24 protein-coding genes are annotated in these 26374 nt (G+C 36.3%); 6 read left to right on the top strand and 18 right to left on the bottom strand.

Annotation, left to right across the window (positions count from 1 at the left end; genetic code table 11):
• Positions 1-116 precede the first annotated feature (116 nt).
• Positions 117-1382, bottom strand: coding sequence for an alkaline phosphatase family protein (locus ABD682_RS14435; RefSeq protein WP_344742309.1), 1266 nt, complete (start codon positions 1380-1382; stop codon positions 117-119).
• A 260-nt stretch (positions 1383-1642) separates the two neighbouring features.
• On the opposite strand from ABD682_RS14435, the gene ABD682_RS14430 reads away from it, so the two are divergent.
• Positions 1643-4084, top strand: coding sequence for a helix-turn-helix domain-containing protein (locus tag ABD682_RS14430; protein ID WP_344742308.1), 2442 nt, complete (start codon positions 1643-1645; stop codon positions 4082-4084).
• Positions 4085-4093: 9 nt separating this feature from the next.
• Here the strand turns inward: ABD682_RS14430 and ABD682_RS14425 are convergent, their stop codons facing one another.
• The 11 genes from ABD682_RS14425 to ABD682_RS14375 all read right to left on the bottom strand — a co-directional run bounded on the left by ABD682_RS14425 (position 4094) and on the right by ABD682_RS14375 (position 17164).
• Complete coding sequence (locus ABD682_RS14425; RefSeq protein WP_344742307.1) at positions 4094-4330, bottom strand: DUF6095 family protein; 237 nt, start codon at positions 4328-4330, stop codon at positions 4094-4096.
• Positions 4317-5138, bottom strand: coding sequence for an N-acetylmuramic acid 6-phosphate etherase (murQ, locus tag ABD682_RS14420; RefSeq protein ID WP_344742305.1), 822 nt, complete (start codon positions 5136-5138; stop codon positions 4317-4319). Before murQ ends, ABD682_RS14425 begins: the two co-directional genes overlap by 14 nt.
• A gap of 69 nt (positions 5139-5207) precedes the next feature.
• Positions 5208-6020, bottom strand: coding sequence for a DUF4249 family protein (locus ABD682_RS14415; protein ID WP_344742304.1), 813 nt, complete (start codon positions 6018-6020; stop codon positions 5208-5210).
• A gap of 1 nt (position 6021) precedes the next feature.
• Positions 6022-8388 (bottom strand): TonB-dependent receptor, encoded by a 2367-nt coding sequence (locus ABD682_RS14410; protein WP_344742302.1) that lies wholly within the window; start codon positions 8386-8388, stop codon positions 6022-6024.
• Positions 8389-8456: 68 nt separating this feature from the next.
• A complete protein-coding gene (locus ABD682_RS14405; RefSeq protein ID WP_344742299.1) occupies positions 8457-10667 on the bottom strand; it encodes an NADP-dependent isocitrate dehydrogenase in 2211 nt (736 codons plus the stop codon).
• 856 nt (positions 10668-11523) lie between these two features.
• Positions 11524-11877, bottom strand: a complete 354-nt coding sequence (gene rplS / locus ABD682_RS14400; protein ID WP_344742298.1) for a 50S ribosomal protein L19 — start codon at positions 11875-11877, stop codon at positions 11524-11526.
• Positions 11878-12187: 310 nt separating this feature from the next.
• Positions 12188-12865 carry a tRNA (guanosine(37)-N1)-methyltransferase TrmD gene (trmD, locus tag ABD682_RS14395; RefSeq protein ID WP_344742297.1) on the bottom strand — a complete coding sequence of 226 codons (678 nt, stop codon included), beginning with the start codon at positions 12863-12865 and terminating at the stop codon, positions 12188-12190.
• A gap of 125 nt (positions 12866-12990) precedes the next feature.
• Positions 12991-13173 (bottom strand): hypothetical protein, encoded by a 183-nt coding sequence (locus ABD682_RS14390; RefSeq protein ID WP_344742296.1) that lies wholly within the window; start codon positions 13171-13173, stop codon positions 12991-12993.
• A gap of 190 nt (positions 13174-13363) precedes the next feature.
• On the bottom strand, positions 13364-13978 hold the full coding sequence (locus tag ABD682_RS14385; RefSeq protein WP_344742294.1) for a tRNA (guanine-N1)-methyltransferase: 615 nt from the start codon (positions 13976-13978) through the stop codon (positions 13364-13366).
• 138 nt (positions 13979-14116) lie between these two features.
• A complete protein-coding gene (locus tag ABD682_RS14380) occupies positions 14117-15565 on the bottom strand; it encodes a glyceraldehyde-3-phosphate dehydrogenase (protein WP_344742293.1) in 1449 nt (482 codons plus the stop codon).
• A gap of 195 nt (positions 15566-15760) precedes the next feature.
• The gene (locus ABD682_RS14375; protein WP_344742292.1) at positions 15761-17164 is read right to left on the bottom strand and encodes a Do family serine endopeptidase; all 1404 of its coding nucleotides are present in this window, start codon (positions 17162-17164) and stop codon (positions 15761-15763) included.
• Between the two features lie 221 nt (positions 17165-17385).
• Here ABD682_RS14375 and dapF point away from each other — a divergent pair, with 221 nt between their 5' ends.
• The 4 genes from dapF to ABD682_RS14355 all read left to right on the top strand — a co-directional run bounded on the left by dapF (position 17386) and on the right by ABD682_RS14355 (position 20949).
• Entirely contained in the window at positions 17386-18162 is a 777-nt protein-coding gene (dapF, locus tag ABD682_RS14370; RefSeq protein ID WP_344742291.1) for a diaminopimelate epimerase, read from the top strand.
• Entirely contained in the window at positions 18159-18683 is a 525-nt protein-coding gene (locus tag ABD682_RS14365; RefSeq protein ID WP_344742290.1) for a GNAT family N-acetyltransferase, read from the top strand. Before dapF ends, ABD682_RS14365 begins: the two co-directional genes overlap by 4 nt.
• Positions 18684-19727 carry an endolytic transglycosylase MltG gene (gene mltG, locus ABD682_RS14360; protein ID WP_344742289.1) on the top strand — a complete coding sequence of 348 codons (1044 nt, stop codon included), beginning with the start codon at positions 18684-18686 and terminating at the stop codon, positions 19725-19727.
• A gap of 562 nt (positions 19728-20289) precedes the next feature.
• Positions 20290-20949, top strand: coding sequence for a peptidoglycan-binding protein LysM (locus ABD682_RS14355; protein ID WP_344742288.1), 660 nt, complete (start codon positions 20290-20292; stop codon positions 20947-20949).
• Positions 20950-20955: 6 nt separating this feature from the next.
• Here ABD682_RS14355 and ABD682_RS14350 read toward each other — a convergent pair whose 3' ends face one another.
• Genes ABD682_RS14350 through dnaA form a run of 3 tightly spaced genes read right to left on the bottom strand, consistent with a single transcriptional unit; the run spans position 20956 to position 23561 of the window.
• Positions 20956-21669, bottom strand: a complete 714-nt coding sequence (locus tag ABD682_RS14350; RefSeq protein ID WP_344742287.1) for an SAM-dependent methyltransferase — start codon at positions 21667-21669, stop codon at positions 20956-20958.
• Positions 21666-22121: a low molecular weight protein-tyrosine-phosphatase gene (locus ABD682_RS14345; RefSeq protein ID WP_344742286.1), complete on the bottom strand. Its 456-nt coding sequence runs from the start codon at positions 22119-22121 to the stop codon at positions 21666-21668. The genes ABD682_RS14350 and ABD682_RS14345 overlap by 4 nt, the downstream gene beginning before the upstream one ends.
• 12 nt (positions 22122-22133) lie before the next feature.
• Complete coding sequence (gene dnaA / locus ABD682_RS14340; RefSeq protein WP_344742285.1) at positions 22134-23561, bottom strand: chromosomal replication initiator protein DnaA; 1428 nt, start codon at positions 23559-23561, stop codon at positions 22134-22136.
• Between the two features lie 193 nt (positions 23562-23754).
• On the opposite strand from dnaA, the gene ABD682_RS14335 reads away from it, so the two are divergent.
• On the top strand, positions 23755-24153 hold the full coding sequence (locus ABD682_RS14335; protein WP_344742283.1) for an acyl-CoA thioesterase: 399 nt from the start codon (positions 23755-23757) through the stop codon (positions 24151-24153).
• Here ABD682_RS14335 and ABD682_RS14330 read toward each other — a convergent pair.
• Genes ABD682_RS14330 through ribD form a run of 3 tightly spaced genes read right to left on the bottom strand, consistent with a single transcriptional unit; the run spans position 24150 to position 26363 of the window.
• A complete protein-coding gene (locus ABD682_RS14330; RefSeq protein ID WP_344742282.1) occupies positions 24150-24758 on the bottom strand; it encodes an IMPACT family protein in 609 nt (202 codons plus the stop codon). The genes ABD682_RS14335 and ABD682_RS14330 overlap by 4 nt on opposite strands.
• Positions 24755-25366, bottom strand: a complete 612-nt coding sequence (locus ABD682_RS14325) for an HAD family hydrolase (protein ID WP_344742280.1) — start codon at positions 25364-25366, stop codon at positions 24755-24757. Before ABD682_RS14325 ends, ABD682_RS14330 begins: the two co-directional genes overlap by 4 nt.
• Positions 25359-26363: a bifunctional diaminohydroxyphosphoribosylaminopyrimidine deaminase/5-amino-6-(5-phosphoribosylamino)uracil reductase RibD gene (ribD, locus tag ABD682_RS14320; RefSeq protein ID WP_344742279.1), complete on the bottom strand. Its 1005-nt coding sequence runs from the start codon at positions 26361-26363 to the stop codon at positions 25359-25361. The genes ABD682_RS14325 and ribD overlap by 8 nt, the downstream gene beginning before the upstream one ends.
• Positions 26364-26374 lie beyond the last annotated feature (11 nt).

Genomic DNA, 26374 nt, shown 5'->3' with positions numbered 1-26374 from the left:
AAGCCCATTAGCGCCGATGGTACTACATTTGTGGGAGAGTAGGTCGTTGCCTTTCTTGAATCCCGATTCTATCCGAATCGGGATTTTTTTTGCGCTATACTGAAATAATGTGGAAACTATTTCTTAATGATCGAAGATGTCACATCAAACTTACCATCGATGGGTTCAATAATCTTTAAACCCAATAAGTGGGCTATCAAAGGATAAATGTTGACATTCTCAAAAGGTGAAAGCTTAAAATCCTTTTTAATATCTGGACCTTCGATATAAAAGATGGTCCCCATATCCTTATTTTCAAACGGATCATAACCATGCGTTCCTTGTATGCTTTCTAATTCCGTTTTGTTTGATTGTGAATTTATAATGGTGTTCGGAGGATCAGTTATCAAAACCAAATCCCCAATCCTGGAGTTATCGTTAAAATTTAGATAATTCGGAACATCCATACGTTTATAGGTTTTAAAATTGGTCTGTTGCGATAAAGTATTAAAAAGGGAGTCTGTTTCGGCTACACTTTTAGTATATATCATAGCTACAGGACCACCAAGAAACTGTTCATTTGGAACATTAACAAAGTTGTTGATATTTATCAAATGTGAAACTTCTGCCATACCATGGTCAGCCGTAACTACGAGATATACTGGTAAATTCAATAATTTTAGACCTTCCCGTAACGCTCCAATTTGTTTATCAACATATAAAACAGCCTCTTTTGTTTGCTCTGAATTAGGGCCGAATTTATGCCCTTGTGTATCCACTAGCGAAAAATATAGCGTCAGTATATGTGGACGCACTTTTTCGGGTAATTGTAACCATTCTAATATGCGTTTTACACGGTATTCATAAGGGGTTTGTTTATTGTATGGATAATAATATTTTGGGTGCATGCCATTGATATTAGCCTCAGAACCTACCCAAAAATAGGATGCTGCACACATTCCTTGAAACTGCGCTAAATTCCATAAGGGAATTCCTCCATACCAATCCCCGTTTTCAACAGCTTCGCGATTGGCTATGCGATAACTTTTACCGGTTCTTTTATCAAAAAAGCTATTATAAACGATACCGTGGTGCTCCGGATATAAGCCTGTTACCAGTGTATAATGGTTTGGAAATGTTTTCGATGGAAATGAGGGTATTAACCTGGTCGTACTACTTCCATTTTTGGCAATAGCCAATATGTTTTTAGCATTGTACTTTTCAGCATAATCATATCTAAAACCATCAATGGATACCATAATGACGTAAGGCTTGTTTAATGTAGCGTCACTATTTTCTATAGTTTTGGAATGAATTTCCTGGCTTAAAGTTTCAGTGTAGGTTGGTGTTTGTGAGTGCGAGTAAATCGAAAAGCAAAGGAGGATGGATAGTATTTTTTTCATTTTTTAAATCTTGTTACTCAAATTTAGCTAAAAATAAGTTGGAGATATCCTTTTAGGTATTATTAGATTGTAAAACAAATGAGAAGTGAACGTAAATAATTTTGGTTTAACCACTCCAATTATTGATAAAGGAGGGTATTTAACTCTTTATCGAAGTTTTAAATTCATAAATTATCCCTTTTAAATAAATTCTCTTGTAATAGTTTTAAGATGTTGCTATTAAATTCATATTTTTTGTATTTAATTGGTGGAACTAATAAATGAAAACGAACAAAGAACTTGAACTCGCCTGGGAATTTGTAAACCATACAAATCGCTCTATTTTTTTAACCGGAAAAGCAGGCACGGGAAAAACTACTTTTTTACATCAATTAAAAAAAGACAGTTTAAAACGGATGGTCGTTGTGGCACCCACGGGTGTTGCAGCCATAAACGCGAAAGGGGTCACGATACACTCCTTTTTTCAATTGCCTTTTGGTCCCATTTTGCCAGAAACAGATTTAAATAATCCTTCCGGTTTCAACCGACGATTCAATAAAACCAAAATTAATATTATTAAATCTTTGGATCTTTTGGTTATTGATGAAATTAGTATGGTTCGCGCCGATGTTTTAGATGGTATCGATAGAACCTTAAGACGATTCAGAAATAGAGATCAGGTTTTTGGTGGTGTTCAATTATTGATGATTGGCGACCTACAACAATTGCCTCCTGTAATTCGTGATAATGAGTGGCAATTATTAAAACATGTTTATAATAATGGCTTCTTTTTTAGTAGTCGTGCTTTTCAGGAATGTGGCGCTGTTACTATTGAACTAAAGCATATATTCCGACAGGAGAACCCTGAATTTATTGCCATCCTTAATGAAATTCGAAATAATAATTTAAGTGAAGCTTCCACGAGGGAATTGAATAAACACTATCAACCGGATTTCACACCAAAACAGAATTCAGGTTATGTAGCATTAACTACGCACAACAGAAAAGCGCAAGCTATTAACCAACGGGAATTGGATAAACTTCGAACAGAACCTAAAACTTATGCAGCCCAAATAGATGGTAAATTTCCAGAAAGTTCTTTTCCAAACGATGAAGCCCTTGAGCTAAAAGTTGGAGCACAAGTCATGTTTATTAAAAATGACGTCAGTCCGGAAAAAGAATATTACAATGGAAAAATTGGAAAAATTACTTATTTGGATCCTGAGGAAGTGGTCGTGAAATGTCCTGATGACGATTTTGAAATCGTGGTTAAACCGGAAATCTGGGAAAATATAAACTACACTGTGGATGCGGAAACTAAAGCTATTTCAGAAACCAGGATTGGTGCTTTTATGCAAATGCCTCTCCGGCTGGCCTGGGCCATTACCATTCATAAAAGCCAAGGTTTAACTTTTGAAAAAGCTATTGTAGATACGGAAGGTGCTTTTGCCCACGGACAAACCTATGTCGCATTGAGCCGTTGTAAATCTTTGGAGGGTTTGGTATTGAAAAGCAAGGTTTCGCAAAATCAAATAATTAATGATTTGAATGTGACTTCTTTTAACGAAGAAACAAAAAATATGCTTCCAAATCAAGAAATATTAAAGGACTCAAAAAAACTATTTCAACTGAATTTAATAGCCGAGATTTTTGATTTTTACAAATTTAAATACCACTTAAATCGGATATTAGATATTTATTATAAGAATGCATCCTCTATTGAGGGTTCTATTGAAAGTCCTGTAATTTCAATGAAAAATACCATTACTGAATTTCTCAAGATCAGTCATACTTTTAATATACAACTTAAGGAACTTTCCGAAAAAGGAGATTTACCTGAATCGGATCCAAATATTCAGGAGCGATTCAAAAAAGGTGTTTCTTATTTTAATAAAAAAATCGAAACGGATTTAGTAAAACCTTTAGAAACTCTTGAATATACCTCGGATAATAAAGCTATTGATAAAGATTTATCGAAAAACCTTGATGAGATTGAGAACTTATTGAAGTCGAAGCATTTTCTTTTCGAAAACCTTAGTGATGGATTTTCAACAAAAAAGATTTTAGATCTGCGCGCCAAATCTGTATTCATAACGGAAAAATCATCTAAAAAAACCAAAAAAACTATTATTTCCGGAACTTCAAATGTTCATTTATTTGAGGCGCTTAGAGCTTTGAGAAATGAAATTGCCCAGGAAAATGACCTTATTCATTATCAAGTTTTTACTCAAAAATCTTTATATGCCATGTGTGAAATGCTTCCGCTTAATGAAAATGGCCTGTTGCAAATAAATGGCATGGGTAAAACCCGTGTAAAAAAGTATGGTAAGGCTATTTTGGAGGTAATAAATAATTACTGTGAAGAAAATAATATTGAAAAAACGGATGAAGAATCTGAATTTGAAGTGAAAATACCAATCAAAAAAAAGAAAGTTGATACGAAAAAAGTATCCTTAAAGTTATTTAAATCAGGAAAATCTATAAAAGAAATTGCAAACGAGCGAGCTTTGAACCCCAATACTATTTTTGGTCATTTGGCTCACTATATTCCTTCGGGTGAAGTGGATATAACCAGTTTGATGCCACAGAAACACTATGATGAACTTGTTAAAATAATACCAGGAAAGACGTTTGAAAACCTGTCCGATTTAAAGCATCAACTAGATGAAAAATATTCCTTTGGGGAACTACGACTTGTTTTAAATGAATTAAGTAATTTCTAGTGCATACCACTATTTTTTATCACCGAACATACTCTTCATAATCGTTCGAATCCCTTTAAAACCTAAAAATATTGCTGAAGCACTTACTAAGCAGCCTACGATCAAAAGAGGAAGGTACAAGGGTTTGTCAGGGTTTGCGAATGCTGCTGATAAAAGTATGGGCCCCATAAAGAGCGTGAAAATGGCTAATACAAGAATTTTGATTCCCTCAGCCAAAAGTTTTTTGTCAGTTTTATTTTTTGTCATGATTATAATGTTGAATAGCGTTTCGAACGCTATTATGTTTTTCTAGTAATATTTTTGCTTCCTTTTCTGAAATTTTAAGTTCCTGCATCAACATAGCGACTCCGCGGTTTACCAATTTATTATTGCTCAATTGCATGTCTACCATTTTGTTATCCTTAATGTGACCTAATTGGATCATGGTAGCAGTAGTGATCATGTTTAAAACCAGTTTTTGGGCTGTACCGGCTTTCATCCGAGAACTTCCCGTTACAAATTCCGGTCCTACAACGACTTCAATAGGGTATTTAGCTACCTGAGCCAAGGTGCTATTTTTGTTACATGTGATGCAACCTGTTGGAATATGGTGCTCATTACAAGCTCCTATGCCACCAATAACATAAGGTGTAGTGCCCGAAGCAGCTATACCAATAACGATGTCATTTTTATTAATGTTATGAGCTTCCAGATCCTTCCAGGCTTGGGTTATGGAATCTTCAGCGAATTCTACCGCTTTGCGAATGGCGGAATCACCACCGGCAATCAACCCGATAACTAATTCATGAGGCACACCAAAAGTTGGTGGACATTCGGAAGCATCCAAAATACCTAAGCGTCCACTAGTTCCTGCACCAATATAGAAAAGACGACCGCCTTTTTTCAATTGATTCACTACGTGTTTAACTAAAACCTCAATTTGTGGTAAAGCTTTTTCAACAGCCATTGGGACCGTTTTATCCTCATTATTAATATTCAAAAGTAAATCACCAACAGGCATATGCTCCAGATCGTTGTAATGAGAATCTTGTTCTGTGGTTTTAGTAAAGCTCATAGTTCAAAAATACGTTTTTTTCCTTTTAACCGGATTCAAATAAGGTTACTTAAATTTAAAAATGAGTTACTACTTTACGGTATAAATAAACTCATCAACCTGAGACGCCCGGAAATATCCTAAGGGATAATGCTCCGGATTAGTAACATTGATACAGTTTCCGCGAACCGTAGCGGGTTGGGTTTCAAACGGGCCACCACCTTCCTGGCTATTTTGTTGTAATAGTACAAACATGTAATTGTAAAATTGTTCTGAAACACCGTAATTTCTTATTGTTACCATATCTCCTGTACTCAGATCCATCTCTGTGTAAAATCCAAATATGGTGTTGCCATCTGTGAATTCATCTTTATATACAGATAGACTAGGAATGACAGGAATATCACTAATAAATTCAAAGAAATTATAATTAACTTCACCTGCAGGATCCGTGTAATATGCTTTTAATTCGGTTTCATCACCCGTAAATCCTCCATTATCATTCTGCTCAACATATTCAATACTGGCCACGGGTAAGAGTGTTTCTGAACCGGTATAAGTTTCGCTTTTATAATTTATGGTTATGGTATAGGTTTCATTTAGAACCGGTACGAAAGTGGTGTTTTTATAAATACCCGTAGTGCCATCTTCGATAAAAACAAAAGTATCATTATTTGAATTTTGAACAGTAACCTGAGCGCCTGTTGCGGGTGGTACACCATCATTAAAATAGGGTGCTGTTTCGGTTAGCTTGAACTCTTGATTACTGCCATCAGTGCCTTTAAACCAGTCGATGGAGGCATCAATAACTAATCTTGGCGCTTCTGTTGGGGTATTAACAGTAACCACATCCTCACAACTGGCCAGGATTAAAAAAAGCAATATGTATTTTAAATAGTTCATTCTAAAATTTAAAATTATAAGTAACGGAAGGTATAATACCAAAAATGGATAATTGAATGGCTTCGTTCGTTCCTGTATTTCTGTTTTGTCGGAATGTTATAGAACTTGCATTTTTGCGATTGTACAAATTATAAATGCTAAATACCCAGGAACTTTGATAGCCTTTCTTTTTTGGTTTGGGTGTATAGTTTAAGGCCAAATCTAATCGGTTATATGCCGGTAATCTGTTCGCATTTCTGTAATTAAAATTGGCAATCGAGATGTTATTGTATTCATATTGACTTACAGGGTAAGAGGTTGGTTGACCTGTTTGAAAAATGAAATTAGAACTTAATTTCCATTTATCGTTGAAATCATAACTTCCTGTAAGCGAAATATCATGGGTTTTGTCGTATGGCGTATTGTACCATCGCCCTCGGTTGATTCCGGTTTCTTCCGGAGTTCTTCCAGGTGTTTGTTGTTCTGACTTCGATAGGGTATAAGATAACCATCCTTTTAACTGTCCTTTATTTTTTCTGAATAAGATTTCAAGACCATAAGCCCGAGCTTTTCCGTTTAAAATAACTTGTTCAATGGCATTGTTTGCGATCAGGTCGGCACCATCGATATAATCAATCCTGTTTTTTATAGTCTTGTAAAAACTTTCAACTTCCAGACTATAGGTATTCTGTTCGAATTCTTTAAAATAACCAATGGCCACCTGATCGAGTAATTGGGGTTTTACATATTTTCCGCTAGGCGTCCAAACATCGAGAGGGGTGGGCGAGCTCGTATTGGATAGCAAATGTAAATACTGACTCATGCGATTATAACTGGCCTTTAAGGAAGATTCATTATTTAGTTGATAGGCCAAAGAAAATCGTGGTTCCAGATTAAAAAAAGATTTTATAACCTCACTGCGTTTATAGTTAACTTCACCCGTAGGATCGGCCTTTTCATAAATTTGTTGTTGTTGATTGAATATTACGGCCTGATCATTTTCATAAGTGTTCAATGTTTGACCCAAACGCAAAAATGAACTCAACCGTAAACCATAAGAAACCTCTAACTTATCAGATAAACGCTGCTCTGCATCTAAATAAAACGCATTTTCAAAGGCATATTTGTCGGTTAGTTTAAAAGGATTGATCCCTGAAGTCTCAGATGTTGGCTCAATATCACCCGGATTAAACTTATAATAAATGCTATTTAAACCATAATACAATTTGAAACCATCGCTTATGTAATGTTTAAAATCATATTTTAAATTGAAATTCCGTATACCTGAAACCCAGTCAAATTCAACAAAATTTAATTTCAGATCATAGTCATAATTCGAATAGATCAATGAAAGATTTGAAAATAACTTGTCTGAATACAAATGATTCCAACGAAAATTCAGCACGGCATTTCCGTAGGCATTTTCAAAACTATCCTGAATTTTGAAAACATCGCGACCAAAATAACCTGACAGATAAACAGTGTTGTTAGCATTCAGTTTGTAACTTAATTTAGTATTGAGATCATAGAAATAGGCACTATTATTCACATCGAACAATGGAAGGAACAAATGCGCATAACTGGATCTTCCGCCAAGGAGAAAAGAACCGGTATCTTTTTTTAGAGGACCTTCGGCCAGTAATCGACTGGAAACTGCGCCAATACCACCATTAACTTTAAAAGCTTTACTATTCCCTTCTTTTTGATAAATATCCAAAACTGAAGAAACCCGACCACCATAACGGGCAGGAATACCTCCTTTGTATAATTTCAAGTCCTTAATGGCATCGGGATTAAAAACTGAAAATAATCCAAACAAATGGGAAGAATTGTAAATAGTTGCCTCATCAAGAAGTATTAGGTTTTGATCGGCTGCACCACCACGTACATTGAAACCTGAAGCGCCTTCACCTGCACTGGTAACACCGGGTAACAGGGTAATTGCTTTTACAATATCTGATTCCCCTAATACCACGGGAATAGTTTTGATGGTTGAAGCCTTGAGTGTGTTCACGCTCATTTGAGGTGACTTAATATCGAGTTTTTCTACATCTTTAGTGATTACAACTTCTTGCAACTCCTCCAGATTTTCCTTTAATTTAAAATCTCGGGATGTATTGGCTGTGAGTGCAATAGATTCATTGATATTTTGGTATCCTATATAACTAACGGTAATGTTGTAAGTACCCTGAGGCACGGTAATCGAGTAAAAACCATATTCGTTGGTTATGGTTCCCGTGCTCAAATCAGGAAAATAGATGGTAACACCGATAAGGGTTTCATTACTTTTTGATTCGAATACCCGACCACTCAAAGTTACCTTATCCTGAGCCTGGATCATCATAACATGAAGTAAGATAAAGAAAATCCCAAGGAGGGTACTTTTCATAGCATAGCGCATTTTTGTAAAAATAAAAAAAAGCCCCAAAATAGGGGCTTTAGTATAATCTATAAATTTTACTTGATTATATTATTTAAACTTTTACTTGGCCTCATGGCTTCAGTCGTCAAGGTTTCATTGGGTTTGTAATAACCGCCAATATCAACTGGCTTACCTTGAATTTTAATCAATTCATCTGAAATGATATTTTCCCCGTTCGCCAAAGCTTCCGCCACTGAGGTGAATTCAGCTTTTAATTCAGGATCCTTATCTTGATTAGCTAAAGCTTCAGCCCAATATGCAGCCAGATAGTAATGACTACCACGATTATCAATCTCGCCTGCTACACGTGATGGTCCCTTTTTATTATCTAACAATTTCTCGGTAGCTTTATCAAGGGCTTCGCTTAATACTTTTGCTCTTGGGTTGTTATGCGCTTCACTTAAGTGTTCCAATGAAACTGAAAGTGCCAGGAACTCTCCTAAAGAATCCCAACGCAAGTGGTTTTCTTCCAGAAATTGCTGTACGTGCTTTGGTGCAGAACCACCGGCACCGGTTTCAAATAATCCGCCTCCATTCATTAGGGGTACAATAGATAACATTTTCGCACTGGTACCTACTTCCAAAATAGGGAAGAGGTCGGTTAAATAATCGCGCAGCACATTACCACTAACTGAGATTGTATCTTTACCTGCCTTCAAACGTTCACAAGTGTATTTTGTAGCATCTATTGGCGACATAATTCGTATGTCTAAACCTTCAGTATCAAGCTCTTTGAGATACAAATTCACTTTTTTAATTAGCTCAGCGTCATGTGCACGATTTTCGTCTAACCAAAAAATAGCAGGAGTTTCAGAAGCTCTGGAACGGTTAACAGCCAACTTCACCCAGTCCTGAATAGGTGCATCTTTAGTCTGACACATACGCCAGATATCACCGGTTTTAACGTCATGTTCCAATAGGGTATTTCCTTCGGTATCAATTACACGAACAATACCATCAGCTGGGATTTCAAAAGTTTTGTCGTGAGATCCATATTCTTCAGCTTTTTGAGCCATCAAACCCACATTAGGAACCGTTCCCATAGTCGTTGGATCAAAAGCACCATTTTCTTTACAAAAATCGATAGTAGCCTGGTAAACACCGGCATAACTACTGTCCGGAATCACAGCTTTTGTATCCTGTAATTCACCTTCAGCATTCCACATTTTACCTGAATTTCGGATCATCGCCGGCATTGAAGCATCAATGATCACATCGCTCGGAACGTGTAGGTTGGTAATGCCTTTGTCGCTATTTACCATAGCTATTGCGGGACCATTTTTATAAGTTGCATCGATATCCGCTTTTATTTCTTCATATTTTGCTTTAGGTAATTCCTTAATGTGCTCTAAAAGATTGCCTAACCCGGAAGTCACATTTATACCAAGAGCTTTAAAAGTTTCGCCATATTTTTCAAAAACATCTTTAAAATACACTTTAACGGCATGGCCGAAGATGATTGGGTCGCTTACCTTCATCATCGTTCCTTTCATATGTAGTGAGAACAATATACCTTTGTTTCTGGCATCAGCAATTTCTTTTTCAAAAAATGCCAATAAAGCTGTCTTACTCATTACCGTAGCATCGATTATTTCTCCTTTGAGAATTTTAAAACTGTCTTTTAATATGGTTTTATGCCCTGTAGTATCCGTTAACTCAATAGTTATTGCAGTTTCATGATCTAGAGTCACTGATTTTTCATTATGCGCAAAATCTCCTTCCGACATAGTGGCCACATGAGTTTTAGAGTCCTTGGTCCACGGACCCATATAATGCGGATTCTTTTTGGCGAAGTTCTTTACTGCTTTAGGAGCACGTCTATCACTGTTACCTTCACGTAATACCGGGTTAACGGCACTACCTTTTACTTTATCATAACGCGCTTTTATATCTTTTTCTATGTCGTCTTTCGGTTCTTCGGGATAATTAGGAAGCGGATAACCTTGAGCTTGTAATTCTTTAATAGCACCTGTTAATTGGGGAATTGAGGCACTGATATTTGGTAATTTAATAATGTTAGCCTCTGGTGTTTTTGCCAGATCACCTAAAAAAGCCAGATCATTTGAAACGCGTTTATCTTCTGGTAAAAAATCAGGAAAAACCGATAAAATTCTGGCAGCCAATGAAATATCTTTTGTTTCAATAGTAATACCTGAGCTGTTTACAAAACGTTCTACAATAGGAAGAAAAGAGCGCGTTGCTAAAGCCGGTGCCTCATCGGTTTTTGTATAAATAATTCTAGACATTCGTGTCGATTTTTTTATGGTTATGAAATACAGTAAAAAACCCAAGGCGGGTTTTAATTTTTGCGTTGCGAATATACAAAAATTGAAGCGTAAATCGAGCTTAATATTAAATGAATGCCTATTAAAACTGGTCGATTTCAGGTAATTTGATAAAAAATGCGTGAGACTAAAAAATCTTTAAAAAAGAATGACATAATTATTAAAAAGACAAAAGCCATATCACTGAAGAACGAATCCTTCTCTGATATGGCTTTTTTTGAAACAGTGTCTCTAAAATCTTATTAATAATCCCTTATTAAATGGTCAAAATTTTCATCCGACCTTTCGATTGTAGTTCACCATTTCAATCGGAACACTTTAGTAATTTTCAAAATGTATTGACCTATTACTTGATGTTCCGGTTAATTGTTTTTCTTGATGCTCGTGAATGCTTTATTCACTTTCGCGTTTAATTTCTTCACGGGCATTGCTTGTGACAGCGGTCGCAGCTTTCGCTACCACGGCTATTCAAAAGCTTTCTGCTATAGAGGTTAGGCTACCTGCTTACGCGTGCAACTTAACGTTTAGCGTCATGGTTCCTTGCTCACACATGCCTACACATGGCACAACAAAACCTCAAAAAACAATTAAAATAAAGAACGTTACCTTATTTAGACTTAACACAAATTCGCTGTTGAGACGAAACCAGCCCCGGAGGGCTGTCATTAATTCTTTTACTAAAGTAGAACAAGAGTTTAAAAAAACAAATTTTTTAACGAATTAGATATCAACTATTTATAAACCAAAGTTATTAACAAAAGTTAATAAAAAAGGCCCTGATTTCTCAGAGCCTTTTTTTTCTATCGTTTTGCGCGTGTTACGAACGTAATTGTTCTTTAATTCTGGCTTTTTTACCAGTTAAACCTCTAAAGTAGAAGATTCTAGCTCTTCGTACTTTACCGCGTTTGTTTACTTCAATTTTTTGTAAAGCCGGTAAATTCAATGGGAAGATACGCTCTACTCCAACAGAACCGGACATTTTTCTAATAGTAAAGGTTTCAGTTGCACCGCTACCTCTACGTTGTATTACAGTTCCTCTAAAGAACTGCGTACGTGTTTTAGTACCTTCCTTAATTTCGTAATAAACAGTGATGGTATCACCGGCACTAAATTCTGGTAATTCTTTTTTTGTTACAAACTCGTCTTGAACATATTTTACTAAAGAGTCCATAGTTATATTTTAAATTGGATTAATTCGAAACAACATTCACGATTCTCGCCAGAGGTTAACCCGAAATTGGCTGCAAAGATAATTAATAAATAATAATCTACAATTAATAATTTATTTTTTTATGATGTTTCTTTTTGCTTGACAAAAAGTCGGGCTTTTGGCAGTTCCTCTCTGCGAAAAGTTCCAACAAAGCCTCAATACCTGCTTGCCGGAAGGCAGGGTTAACACGGTTTACTTGGTCCGAGTGAACCTAAGCAATCTTTTTTATGAGATTACCGCGTCGCTACGCTCCTCGTAATGACGAAATAGATTACTCATCCAGTAAATCCGGTCTGCGAGTTTTGGTGCGCTTGTAAGCCTCAGCTTCGCGCCACTTTTCGATCTCAGGAAAATTTCCGCTAAACAATAATTCGGGTACTTTCCAACCTTTATATTCTCTGGGTTTCGTGTAAATAGGAGGCGCCAATAAATTATCCTGGAACGAATCGGTTAGGGCAGAAGTTTCATTGCCCAAAACGCCCGGTATTAATCTGATTACCGCGTCACATAATACTGCAGCACCCAGTTCACCACCGGACAATACATAATCACCAATCGAAATTTCTCGCGTGATCAAATGATCGCGCACCCGCTGGTCTACTCCTTTATAATGACCACATAAAATAATAACGTTTTCCTTCAACGAGATCTGGTTAGCAATTTTCTGATTCAAAGTTTCTCCATCCGGTGTCATATAAATCACTTCATCATAATCCCGCTCCGATTTCAGTTTACTAATGCATTTATCAATAGGTTCTACCATCATCACCATGCCGGCACCACCACCGTACTGTGTATCGTCTACCGATTTATAATTATCTGTTGTATAATCTCTTAAATTATGAAAATGCACATCAACCAAATTTGCTGCAATGGCACGTTTAAGTATTGAAGCCTCAAACGGACTTTTAAGTAGTTCCGGTAAAACGGTTATAATATCAATTCTCATAGTTCAAAAAAATGTGGGAACAAAGATACTTTAAATGTTTTTGTTTTTTTTGTGATCGGTCCTAAAACAAAAAAGCTAAACTCTCTAGTTAAGAATTTAGCTTTTATTGCATTTAATACGATAGATCATGCAGTCATCGTTTTCGAATCTTGTTGTAGAAAATTAATAAATCGATAATCGTGACTTTGTTTCATTTTTAAGTATAAGTTTTGGTTAACCTTAACTGGAATATCCAAATCTGGAAACAAAATAAGGTAGTCGCCATTTTCTTTTCCAACTAATTGAACATTTACCGGTGTGTTTTCCATAATAAAAACAGTTTTAAAATTAAACCAACTCTAAACATCAAATTACAGAGCAAAATTTATTCCAAATTCGATTATTTAAGTATAATGAATTTTTGTCAGTTTTCAAACTTAAAAATCTTAAAATTAGAAGGTTATAAAAAAAATAAAGCCCTCAAAAAGTGAGGGCTTTAAGTTTAAATGGGTATTATGTTTATTTCGCTTTTTTCTGCTTGTTGATCTCATCTTGTAGTTGACGACGCACTTTCTGCTCGCGTTCCAATGCTCGTTTGCGGTGCTCTTCAAATTCTTCTTCAACCTCGGCCAGCGATTGTCTCGCCTGCAATGTTATAGAATTACTATTTTTAAATTTCATGATGAAGAAGCCTAGTAAAATGAGCAGACCTCCAATGATCGTCCACATTAAACCATTGTATCCGCCTTTGCTCATTTGAATGCCAAAAAGGGACATGCTATTCTTTTCTGCATTAGTTTCGTCCAGTTCGGTTTGCGTATTAGCCAATTTACTTTGAAGGTCTTCGATCTGACTTTTTTGATCGATGCCAAGTTTATTCGCGGCTTCAAGATTTTTTTGTAAAGTGCTTAATGAATCAATGGTATGAGCCTGAAGGGTTAGAAACATGCTTCGGTTTACGGCTTCGTACATCATACCATTGGTTCCTCTGAAATTCCCTGATTTTTCAAGTACATATTCAAATTGCTGATCAATGGTGCCATTCTGCATAGGGGCTTCATCTTCGTTCGTTTGAGCATTAACCGAAGTAGCTATTAGAAGTAATAATAAGATTGAGGGTTTTAAAAATTTCATCGAGTGTGTTTTAAATAGGTTAACTTTAGGATTTTACGAAATTAAAAAATTCTATTCAGTAATTCACGCTTTTAATAAAAAAAGCCTCTCTTCGAGGCTTATATACGTGTGTAATTTGAAAATAGATTATTTAGATCATTAATAATACGTAAATCGGCGAACCTTGGCCATGTATTTGGCTAATCTAATAACCTGATGACTATAACCGTATTCATTATCGTACCAAATGTAAAGCACTGCATTTTTGCCATCCTTTCTAATAATTGTTGCCTTACTATCAAAAATAGCAGGTGCTGAACTTCCAACAATATCCGATGATACCAGTTCGTCACTCATTTCGTATTTTATCTGTTCTACCAGATCACCTTCTAAAGCATATTTTTTTAAGATCGTATTTATGCTGCTTACGGTAGCTTTACGTTTTAATTCCAGATTCAGAATGGCAAGCGATCCATTGGGCACAGGAACACGAATAGCATTCGATGTCAATTTGCCATCCAAACTCGGTAAAGCCTTGGCTACAGCTTGTCCTGCACCGGTTTCAGTAATTACCATATTGAGTCCAGCAGCACGACCTCTACGATATTTTTTATGATAGTTATCTACCAGGTTTTGATCGTTTGTATAAGCGTGGATCGTTTCTAAATGTCCGCTTTTTACTCCAAATGAATCTTCGATCGCCTTTAAAACAGGTGTAATGGCATTGGTTGTGCAAGAAGCCGCAGAAATAATTTTTTCCTTATCAGGATCATTTTCGAGGTGATTTACACCAAAAACCACATTTGGAATTTCTTTTCCGGGGGCAGTTAAAAGGACTTTGTCTACACCTTTGGCCTTTAAATGTCTGCTCAACGCTTCTTTGTCTCTGAAGGCGCCGGTGTTGTCGATCACTAAAGCATTATTGATGTCATATGAGGTATAATCAATGTCTTCGGGAGCATTTGCAGAAATCAACTTAACGGTTGTTCCGTTAATTATCAAAGCTTTATTTTCAATATCGGTATCAACCGTCCCTGAAAAATCGCCATGCACGGAGTCGTTGCGTAATAAAGCAGCACGTTTTTCCAGAATTTGGGCGTCAATGGCTCCCCGCGTTACGATGGCACGTAAACGCAACTGACTTCCCTTACCGGTTTTTGCCATGAGCTCTCTGGCCACTAAACGACCAATGCGACCAAATCCGTAGAGCACTACATTTTTGGGTTCGATGTTACCTGTTTTAGAAATGTCTTTAAGTTTTTTCGCTACGAAGGAGGTAGCGTTACTATATTTATTGTCTTCTGAATGAAATTCATAGGTAAGTTTACCAATATCAAGTTTCGCAGGAGGAATATTCAGGGTTTTGATCGCTTGAGCGATTTCAACAGAATCAAAGATTGAAATAGGCTTTTGAACAAATTTACCCGCGTATTCATGTAAATTTAAGATCTGACTCACATTACGATCGATCAATTGGTTTCTAAACAGTACCAATTCAACTGCTTTATCATACCAAAGATCACTGATAATGTTAATGAATTCTACAGTAGCACGTCTGCGATCCGCCTGGAAAGCTAACTCCTTTTCGTAGGTTTGATTTAATGACATTTTTTTGAGTTTAGTTGTATAAATTTTCTGCAAAAGTATCATATTTCAAACGTTTTCGTAATATGTTTTGAAGTATTTTTTAAATGTCAAATCACCCATTATTTTGAGCCTAATGACAGCCTGATTTTTTGAAAAAAAAAGTCCGTTACAAATAAATTGCAACGGACTCATTTAAGAGAACTGTGTTTATAAAATTTATCTAAAAATAACCTCTTTCTGTTGTTTATATTTATTGATGTAAGCTAAACGTTTGATGTTATCTGTAATATCATCACCGTATTTTGCTTTCAACTTAGAAATATCTTCAATACTATTGATTTCAGTATCATTTATGCCTGTAATAATATAACCCGGTTGAATCCCTAAATTAGAATATAACCACTTGTTTTGAGTATCTTTTACCAAAACACCGTGGTCGATACTATTTTCTTTTTTGAATTGATCCGACAGATCCTGAAGTTCCATTTTCATGAAGTATACTGAGAACACATCCGGTTTCGTAAGTTTAACTTTGATGGTTTTAGGTTCATTATCTCTTAAAAGTTCAACCGTTACAACATCTTCAGGGCGTTTCGTTCTGATGTAACCGCTGAGATCTTCAAACTTACTGATATCCAAATTATCCAAACGTTTGATGATGTCGCCCGGTAAGATACCGGCTTTTTCCGCTCCTGAATTTTTAACTACTTCGCCAACATAAACCCCTTCACTAAAGTCTACACCCAATTCTTTGGCAGATTCACTATTGAACGTACCGCCTTTTATACCCAGAACACCGCTTTGCACATTACCATACTCCATAATATCTTCAACTACTTTTCGAGCAATATTACTTGGCACAGCAAATGAATATCCAATATAAGAACCCGTCTGTGAAGTAATAGCTGTATTGATACCAATGAGTTCTCCGTTCGTGTTTACCAAAGCACCACCGGAGTTTCCTGGATTTACGGCAGCATCGGTTTGAATAAATGAGTGCTGGCCGGAAGGATCGATATTTCGTGATTTCGCACTGATGATACCTGCAGTGACTGTTGAGGTTAAATTAAAAGGATTACCAACAGCTAATACCCATTCGCCAACCTTCGCAGCATCAGAATCGCCGAAGGTTACAAAGGGAAGATCCTTATCTGAATCTATTTTAAGTAATGCAATATCAGTTTTTGGATCAGATCCAACAACTTCAGCTTTATAGGTTTCGTTATCATTAAGTGTTACAGAGAGCTCTGAAGCATTTTCAATCACATGATTGTTTGTAATGATATATCCGTCTTTATTGATAATAACACCGGAACCGGTACCCAACATGGCCCGTTTTGGAGAACGGCCTAAAAAGAAGTCTTCAAAAGTCATTTGTCCTTCACTAATAGCGAGGTTCTTCACATGTACAACAGCATTCACTGTGTTTTCAGCTGCCGTTGTAAAATCGGGATTTTCAGCAGTTTTAAAAATAGCACTTGTGTTACTCGTGGGTAGGAAATTTGGGGTATTCGTGTTAGTTACAACCATTTGGTTGTTTTCCATAAATAATTTGTAGGCTCCTAAGGTTAAAATACCACCTAAAGCCGAAACTAATACCAGGGTGAAAATTTTCTTCATAATCTTTCAGTTTAAGTTTAATCTTCTAACGATTAAAATTAATTATTTATTGAATTTGAATTTTAACTTTAACGCCTATTTAACAAAGCGTAAACACAGGTTTAACAGTATCTCCCAAAGAAATCCTAAAAAAATAAAAAGGGTCAAAAATAAATTAAGATATTCTTTTAGAATTTAGATTTAGCTGTCATTATTTAAGTACTATTCATATCTTTGCCCCTGTGAAAGCGCAAGAATTTTATAAATACCAGGGCACAGGAAACGATTTTATTCTAATCGATAATCGTGATTTAAAATTTGATAAAGCCAATACAGCTTATGTCAAAGAATTATGCGATCGCCGATTTGGTATTGGTGCCGATGGATTGATTCTACTCGAAAATCATACGGATCTTGACTTTAAAATGGTTTATTATAATTCCGATGGCAATGAAAGTTCGATGTGTGGTAATGGCGGGCGATGTATTGTGGCCTTTGCTAAAAAGATAGGAGCCATTAACGATCATGCTGTTTTTGAAGCTATTGATGGTGTTCATCGCGCTAAGGTAGCCGGAAATGTGATCCGATTGCAAATGCAGGATGTGAATCATGTTAAGGATTTCGAAGATCACGTATTTCTTAATACAGGATCGCCTCACCATGTGCAATTTGAATCTAATTTAGACGATTTCGATATTCAAACGAAAGGCGCTACCATCCGCTATGGCGAACCATACAACGCCGAGGGCTGTAATGTAAATTTCGTGAAAAAATTAAATGATCAGGAATTCCGGGTACGCACCTACGAACGTGGCGTAGAAGGTGAAACCTTATCTTGCGGCACTGGTGTTACGGCTGTAGCCATCGCCATGCACTTTTTAAAGGAAGCCACGGAAACCAGTGTAGCTTTGCAGGTAGAGGGCGGTAAATTAACGGTTACCTTTGATTATAACGATGGCAAGTATTCAAATGTGTGGCTTATAGGTCCGGCAACATTTGTATATAAAGGTATGATATGAAAACACTTAAAGGAAAGTCTGTTTATTTGAGGGCGCTGGAACCGGAAGATCTTGAATTTGTTCACGATATAGAAAATGATGAGGATATTTGGATGTTGAGTAATACACAAACACCATTTTCTAAATACATAATCAAAAAGTATCTTGAAAATGCCCTTAAAGATATTTATGAAGTAAAGCAGTTACGCCTGGTTATTGAAACCCTTCAAGGTACCCCGATTGGTTTAATTGATCTTTTCGACTTCGATTTTAAAAATAAGCGCGCAGGCTTAGGGATTATAATTAAAAATGAAGATGACCGCAATAAGGGTTACGGAAAAGAGGCTTTAAAATTACTAGTAGAATACAGTTTCGTACACTTAAATTTACATCAATTATATTGTCAGATCTCAGATGGAAATACATCTAGTATTAAGTTATTTAAAAGTCAGGGATTTGAAGAGGTTGGTTTCTTGAAGGATTGGCAATTCAATAATAATTCATTCCATAGCGAATACATATTTCAACTTATAAATAATTAAATGTACATCAAACGAATACTTTTAGCGATTGCTTTACTTGGACTGGTGGTAGCCGGATATTTTGCGAATTTCGTTTATCGCGCCATGATCCGCCCAAATACAGCATTTAACAACGAGGTGGCGTATATTTATATTCCTACGGATGCCGATTACCAAACGGTTCGTAAGGCTTTAGAACCGTTGTTGGATGATATCGATTCATTCGATGATCTTGCTGAAAAGAAACAGTACAACACCAATATTAAACCCGGGCGATATGCGATTCGTAAAGGGATGAACAATAATGATATCATCAATACCATTCGTAGTAAGAACTTGCCTATTCAGGTGGCATTTAATAATCAAAATTCTCTTGAGAAGCTCGCTGGTCGTATTAGTAATGTAATTGAGGCCGACAGCGTTTCATTGGTAAATGCGATGCACGATGAAACATTTTTAAAAGAAAATGGATTCAGTGAAGCAACAGCCTTGGGTATGTATTTGCCCAATAGTTATGAGTTTTTTTGGAATACCTCTGCGGAAGCGTTTAGAGCTCGCATGTTGAGAGAATATGAGCGGTTTTGGAATCATGAAAGAAAACAAAAAGCTGGTGACATAGGTTTGAATCCAAACCAGGTGATGACCCTCGCGTCCATTGTTTATGAAGAATCCAAACAAGCTGAGGAACAACCGAAGATTGCCGGAGTTTACATCAACAGACTAAACATTGGAATGCCCTTACAAGCTGATCCTACCTTGAAATTTGCAGCCTATAAATTACCTAAATACCAAAACACGATTATCAAGCGTGTTCTAAATGAGCATAAAGAGATCGACTCGCCTTATAATACTTATAAACGGCTTGGTTTACCTCCGGGATTAATTGCCATGCCGGATATTTCAGCCATTGAAGCTGTATTGAATTATGACAAAAGCAAGAACTTATATTTTGTTGCCGATCCGGAACACCCCGGATATCATAAGTTCTCAAAAACACTTGCGGAACACAACAGAAATGCCATCGCTTACCAGCGTTATTTGAACGCTCAGGGCATCCGAAAATAGGCCTGCATTTCGTCGAAAATCCTATTAAAAAAATTTAAAATTGACGTTCTTATAACGTTTTCGTAAAAATTTTTTTGTCCGATCCCTTGGATGATTCTTTGTTTTTTTAACGAACAGTACATCGGTTAAATTAGCTTTTGGTCTGCTTTTTTTATAAAGATTTTCTGAGATAAAAATTTTCTAGAATCCAAAAACTATTTGCTGTAACTTCTCGTATATCTTATCGATAAAGGGCTGGCGTATATTAAACAAAAGATATTGACAATCAGCTGTTAACAAGTAATTACACGCTTTTGCCTAAATATAAAAGTTTAGTTTAATTTTGAATTAGTATACGTTCGGTTTAGGATTTGTTGACGTCAAAATAAGCATTAATAAATTGCTTTTTTTAGATGAAAACAGGTCTTAAATTTTGAAAATTTGGGGGTGTATTTCGTCTATTCTGCATTAATAAATGCCGTTAAACGATAAATTTTGTTGTTATCAAAAATTTATGTAATTTTGCCCGCTCAAATTTTCAGGTACACGAAGTACGCTTTTTGTACCGAAGAAATTTAGACATATGCGAAAAAGTATTGCAAGTTACTTATCCCTCTCGCTTACAATTTGTATTCTAGTGGGTATATCGTTTACAACAGATGAAACGGTAGATTTAAGTAAATACTCGACGGCGGGCTTGAAGTTAGATTATACAGTGAGCCCAGACGACAGCATCGCGAATGATGACTTAGCGTCTAACGATTTGAACCAAACGTTTTCACCTTATTTAGGGAAATCGTTTGTAGGATTTAAAGAAGCCATAGGCTTTAAAGAATCTGGTGGCGATTACAACTCGGTGAACACATTCGGATATTTAGGTAAATATCAGTTTGGAGCCGAAACTTTAAAAATGATTGGAATCAATGATCCCTCTCACTTTTTAAAGAATCCTGGTCTACAGGAAAAGGCATTTATCGCCAATGCCGCACGTAACAAATGGATTTTGCGACGTGATATCAAAAACTTTGTTGGAAAACGCATCGATGGTGTTTTAGTAACAGAGTCCGGTATCTTAGCAGCAGCGCATCTTGCAGGTCCCGGTAGTGTAAAACGTTATTTACGTAGCTACGGATTAGACAATTTTGCTGATGGTTATGGTACTACCGTAAGATATTACATGAAGCATTTTTCAGGTTACGATACCTCTTTTGTTCAGCCAGACAGGTTGGCAAAAGCTCTCTAAGAAAGATTATCTTTTATGTATAATGAATATCGTAGGTCTTTTATGAAGGTCTACGATATTTTTTTTCCAAGCCTTTGCAGGCATGGTTTTAATAAATTCCGACTCTAAGGTCAGGTCGCAGGCCACACATATATCGGTATTCGCATCCAATACCTGTATGAGATCTTCAAGTAATTTATTGTTTCTGTAAGGCGTCTCAATAAAAATTTGTGATTGGTCCTGATCATGAGATAAACGCTCCAAATGCTTTAATTCACGTTTGCGTTCATTTTTATCTATGGGCAAATAGCCATGAAATGCAAACTTTTGGCCATTCATACCGGAGGCCATCATAGCTAGTAGAATAGAGGAAGGGCCAACTAAGGGAACTACTTGTATATGCTGTTGATGTGCCAAATGAACCACATCAGCACCGGGATCAGCAACTCCCGGGCAACCCGCTTCCGAAATAACCCCCACATGTTTTCCCTCTAAACAAGGTTTTAAAAATTCAGGAAGATCTGTGGCTTCGGTGTATTTATTTAAGGTAAATAGCTTCAGGGATGGTTGTGATTTTTCCGGACAGATCGATTTAATAAATCGGCGTGCCGTTTTTTCATTTTCTACAATAAAATATTCTAGTTCTGAAATGGTTTTTTTTACTGTTTGAGGTAGTACATCCAAAGGGTTACTCTCACCTAATGTGGTAGGAATCAGGTATAATTTTCCAAAGGATATCATGATCGAAGCTTATTTGAAATCACCTCGCAGGCTTTGTTCAGCATGTTATAAACATTCTCAAAGCCCTGATCTCCTCCGTAATACGGGTCCGGAACATCTAGATCCTTTCCCGGATAAATCTCATTTAGAATCAATTTGACCTTCGATTTATCAGCTTCATTGCGGGCTTGTTGTATCACATGGTGATAATTCGAGTTGTCCATAGTGTAAATAAGATCGAAAACTTCAAAATCCATAGCGCTAAACTGGCGGCCTCGAAGCTGAGAAATTTCCAGACCATGATTTCTGGCAGTAGCTATGGATCGTTTATCGGGAGCTTCGCCGATGTGGTAATTTGCAGTACCGGCTGAATCCACATGAAATGAATCGGATGGTAATTTAGATTTTAAAATACCTTCAGCCAGGGGCGAACGACAAATGTTTCCCAAACAAACCATTAATATTTTTGTCATGGTAAAAGGTTTTTACACAGAAAGCTTTTTGGAAATATCCTCAACATATTTTCTAAATTGTTTATCTGTTGAAGATAAATTGTCTACCGTTTTACAAGCGTGTAAAACTGTAGCGTGATCACGTTTTCCTATTTGAGACCCAATACTTGCCAAAGATGCTTTAGTGAATTTTTTAGCAAAGAACATGGCCAATTGACGTGCTTGCACAATATGACGCTTTCTAGTTTTTGATTGCAGGGTATCGATATCCATTTGGAAGTAATCCGAAACTACTTTTTGGATATAATCGATAGAAACCTCGCGCTTGGTATTCTTTACAAACTTTTCAACGATAACGCGAGCCAGATCAAGCGTGATTTCTTTCTTATTAAACGAGGATTGAGCAATTAAAGAAATGATAGCACCTTCCAATTCACGTACATTAGATTTTATGTTTTTGGCAACATAATCAATAATGTCGTCTGGCATATCGACACCATCGCGGTATAATTTATTCTTTAAAATTGAAACCCGTGTTTCAAAATCAGGATTTTGTAATTCTGCAGAAAGACCCCATTTAAATCTAGATAATAAGCGTTGCTCAATATCCTGCATATCTACCGGGGCTTTATCACTGGTTAGAATAACCTGCTTGCCATTTTGATGCAAGTGATTAAAGATGTGGAAAAAGACATCTTGAGTTCCGGTTTTTCCTGATAAAAATTGTACATCATCAATGATTAGAACATCAATGAGCTGATAAAAATGAATGAAATCATTTCTATTGTTCTTTTTTACAGAGTCAATATATTGTTGTGTGAATTTTTCAGCTGAAATATAAAGAACTGTTTTTTCAGGATACTTATCCTTTATATCAACACCAATGGCGTGTGCCAAATGGGTTTTTCCTAATCCTACACCTCCAAAAATCAATAAAGGGTTAAAGGAAGTTCCTCCCGGTTTTGCTGCCACAGCTAAACCGGCACTTCTTGCCAGACGATTGGAATCGCCTTCCAAAAAGTTTTCAAAGCTATAATTAGGATTGAGTTGTGACTCGATCTTAACATTCCGAATTCCTGGAATTACAAATGGATTGCGTAATTCCGGACTTTTATTATTTAATGGAACGTCGATGTCCTGAGATTTTAAGGCGCCTCTATTGGAACTTGGTATTTTTTCAGTAAACGGCTGTTTATTACCATAGGTGTTTTCCATTTTAATAATGTACACCAGTTTGGCTTTATCACCAAGTTCTTTAGTTAGGGCTACTTTAAGGATTTTTACGTAGTGTTCTTCAAGCCATTCGTAAAAGAATTTACTCGGTACTTGAATGCTCAGGGCTTTGTCTGTTAGTTTAACAGCAACGATGGGTTCGAACCAAGTTTTGTACGCTTGAGGTTGAATATTATCCTTTATGAATTCTAGACAATTATTCCATACCGATTGCGCAGTTACACTCATGTTCTGTTTCCTAGTTTTTCGTTAGTTGTTGGTTAATAGCGGAGAAATTGTGTTCTCCCAGATCCCCCGATTAGGTGTGACAAATATGTGAACAAAATTCTTAAAAAAAAAATGAATTGCTATTGAATTTTTAGAAATTTTTTCGCATGTTTGATTACTTCGTGAAACTACAAAAAATTATTTAAATATCCCCATGAAAATCGATGAAATACAAATTAGAGTCCGTTATGGTGAAACGGACCAAATGGGTGTCGTATATCACGGTAATTATGCGCTATATCTGGAAATGGGACGTATAGAATGGTTGCGTAAATTAGGGGTGTCTTACAAAAAGATGGAAGAAACTGGTATCATGTTACCGGTTATTTCTTTAAATATAAATTATAAGAAATCAGCCGGTTATGATGATGTAATTCATGTAAAAACTGAACTCCGAAAAATCCCTACAGTAAAGATTGAATTTGACTATGAAATAACAAACTCAGAAGGTGAAATTTTAACAACGGCTTCAACCACTTTAGCATTTATTGATATGAAAACTAACAGACCGGTGAGAGCCCCTCAGTATATTTTAGACAAACTTTCAGATTAAAGCTTTTTTATGTCAATTTCAAACAGACGATCAAAATGATCAAAAACGGAATCGGCATCCTTTCGTCTTACTGAGATCACGAATTCACATTGTAATTCCATGGTTTGGCTAACCACCTTCAAGTTTCCTTCTTTTATAATACGCATCACCGTATTTAAGTTTTTATAATCACAAGTGATCTTAAACTCACGATTAATCGTTCTTTTTACGATTTTTGAAGCTTCCAAAGCCATTTGTGCAGCAGTTTTGTAAGCCTGGATCAATCCGCCAACACCTAATTTAACTCCGCCAAAATAACGTACAACAACGATAAGGATATTTGTTACTTCAAAGGATTGGATCTGACCGTAAATAGGCATTCCTGCCGAGTTACCGGGTTCTCCATCATCATTTGCCCTATAATAGATGTCTTCAACCCCTAACTGATATGCATAACACCAATGCCGAGCCGCATGATGCTTCTTTTTAAGTTCCTCTATTTTGTACTTAACATCATCCTCTGTTTTTACCGGAAAGGCATAACCGTAAAACTTGCTGTTCTTGTCTTTAAACAACACTTCTTCAGAAGGTTTTAATATGGTTTTATAAATGTCTTTTTCCTTCAAAACAGATCTTGGTGTTTTTGAAATAGCTCAGTAACATCTTCGTGTTTAGGATTTATATGCCAGGTATGAATTCCCAAAGACGCAGCGCCTTTAATATTGTCTGCATTATCATCTACAAAAAAACAATCTTTACCTTTCAACTGATGTTCTGAAAGAATGAATTCATAAGAAGAGACATCTGGCTTTCTTCGGTGAATTTCATGAGACAAATAGAAAGCGTCGAAACAATTTTTAAAAGTTTCATAAAACCGTACATTGTGTTTTACCCATGAAAGATGAATCTCATTGGTATTGCTAAATAAAATGAGTTTGAATTTGTTTGATCTTTGAAGTTTTTGCAAAAATTCCAATCGGTATTCAGGAAAATCCTTCAGCATACTATTCCAAAGCGGAATCCAGGTTTCTTCAGAAATATCCGGAAATTTATTACGGTAGAAATCAATAAAAGCCTCGGAACTGATATCTCCGGTTTCATACCGTTCATTTGTTGCAATCATGTCATTACTGAGGCTTTCAATATTAAAAGCGTTGAGTGTTTTTCTCATGGCGCCCTCGATATCCAGATTCAAGAACACATTTCCGAAGTCAAAAATGAGCGCTTTAATCATTGGAATAAACTTTAAGAATATCGTCTTTAATCTTAGTTTCTGAAATACAATGACCAGAGAAAACAGGAGCTTTTACGCCAGTTTGAAAACGACTATTTCCAATAAAAACCCGGGCCTCATCCCAAAGGTTTTCATCGATAAAGGTTTGTAAGGTTTTAGCACCACCTTCAATAATTACAGAGTTGATGTTCTTTTTGAATAATATAGTAGCGATCTGATCCGCTAGAGGTTTTGAAAAATCGGCGTTTTCACTTGTAATTCTTATCGTTTCCGCATCGTTGTTAAAAACCTTGTTGGTTTGTGCCAGACCATTGTTTTGATCAATAACAATTCTTGTCGGATTTAAACCTTTCCAATCCCTGGCTGTGAGACTTGGATTATCCTTTACAACTGTTTGTGTTCCTACCAAAATGGCCTGTTCTTCCGTTCGCCATTTATGCGTTAATTGCCTTGAAAAGGTATTAGTGATCCAAACAGGTTTCCGCTCATTTTTTACTTCCGGGGCAATAAAGCCATCGCGGGTTTGTGCCCATTTTAAAATGATGTAGGGTCGTTTTTTATTATGAAAGTTGAAAAATCGCTTATGATGATTTTTACAAGCCTCCTCCAACACACCAACCGTTACCTGACAACCCCATTTTTTTAGCTTTTCAATACCTTTTCCCGCCACAACCGAATGATCATCTACACATCCAATTACGACGTTTGGAATCTTTTTTTCAACAATAAGATCGCTGCAAGGCGGGGTTTTACCATAATGAGAACAAGGCTCTAAAGTAACATACAGGGTTGCTTCTTTTAATAGCCCTTTGTGCTTCACGCTATTAATGGCATTTACCTCGGCATGCGGACCGCCGTACGGACTCGTAAAACCTTCGCCAATAATAGTATCATTATGAACAATCACGCAACCCACCATGGGATTTGGGCGCGTAGTTCCAAGACCATTTTTGGCGATTTCAATACAATATTTTATATATTTTTCATGTATCTTCACACTACAAAAAT

Source organism: Gaetbulibacter aestuarii (assembly GCF_039537665.1).
Taxonomy (GTDB): Bacteria; Bacteroidota; Bacteroidia; order Flavobacteriales; family Flavobacteriaceae; genus Gaetbulibacter_A; species Gaetbulibacter_A aestuarii.
This window is presented reverse-complemented; position numbering and strand designations above follow the sequence as displayed.